General features: G+C 45.8%; 1 protein-coding gene. It reads left to right on the top strand.

All coding sequences use genetic code 11. The features are described 5' to 3' along the window. Nucleotides 1-374: 374 nt before the first annotated feature. Nucleotides 375-1,240 (top strand): site-specific integrase (locus GH664_RS24035; protein WP_153170319.1); only part of this gene is annotated, 866 nt, incomplete at its 3' end.

The raw sequence follows: 1,240 nt of genomic DNA, 5'->3' as shown, positions 1-1,240 counted from the left end.
TTGCCTTCACGTAAGAAGAAGGACTTTGAGAACTAAAGAAATCACTATTCTTTTCCATTTCAAAATATTTTATCTATACATATTAACATAAAGCTCTAAAGCAGCCAAAGGAGAATAAGAGAGGTTGGAACGTAAACAGTTGGGAATGAGTAGATTTGCACAAAGTTGCCAAATCGGCATAAAGCAAGCGAGTGAGGAATATTGAAGTAGTTCAGTTACTAAATCGTGAGCCACAGTTACCTATGCAAAGCAGGTAACAATGCGGAAAGGCAACTTTGTGCATCAACGGATTTTATTGCGCTGATTCTCAATGTTTTGCGTATCAAGGAACGCTTACAAAATGATTATATTTGCACACTCAAAATGTAAGCGTTATGAAAATCGAAAAATTCAAGGTGTTGCTCTACCTAAAAAAGAGCGGAATGGACAAGAATGGAAAAGCTCCCATCATGGGACGCATCACGGTGAACAGGACTATGGCGCAGTTCTCCTGCAAGTTGTCTTGCACTCCATCGCTTTGGAATCCTCGTGCCAGCCGATTGGAGGGCAAGAGCAAGGAAGCCGTGGAGACCAACAAGGACATCGAGCAGTTGTTGCTTTCCATCCAAAAGGCTTTCGATGTGCTTGTGGAAAAGAGAACGGACTTCGAGGCTAAGGATGTCAAGGAGGCTTTGCAGGGCAGCGTCAAGACACAGACCACCCTTCTCTCCTTCGTGGACGAGCATATCAGTGAACTCAGCACCCATGAGGGCATCGATATGTCGAAGAGCAGTGTCTGGACTTACAGAAAGATTCGCAAGAATCTCGCTGAGTTCATCGGGGAGAAGTATAGGTTGACTGATTTGGCTTTCGGACAGCTGACCGAGCCTTTCATCAGTGACTTTCACCATTACCTGCTTGACGAGAAAGGCTTTTCATCAGGAACCATCACCATCTATGTGTCGCTCTTCAAGAAGATGTGCCGCATCGCCTTTGAGCGAGGCTTGTGCAAGAACCTGCTGTTCGCCCATTATCGGGTTGGCACTCCAAAGGTTACGACACCCAAGGCTCTCAGCATGTCTGATTTCATAAAAATCCGTGATGTGGAACTGCCCGAAGACAAGCCGAGACTATCCGTTAGCCGTGACCTGTTTCTTTTCGCCTGCTATGCAGGAACAGCCTTCATAGACACCGTTTCCATCACGAAAGCCAATGTCAAGGTGTTGGAGGATGGCGACAAATGGCTCATCACTAACCGCAA

The sequence above is a fragment of the Thauera sp. 2A1 genome, assembly GCF_009469595.2.
Taxonomy (GTDB): domain Bacteria; phylum Pseudomonadota; class Gammaproteobacteria; order Burkholderiales; family Rhodocyclaceae; genus Thauera.
Note: the sequence above shows the minus strand (reverse complement) of the source record. Positions and strands in the feature narration are given on the sequence as shown.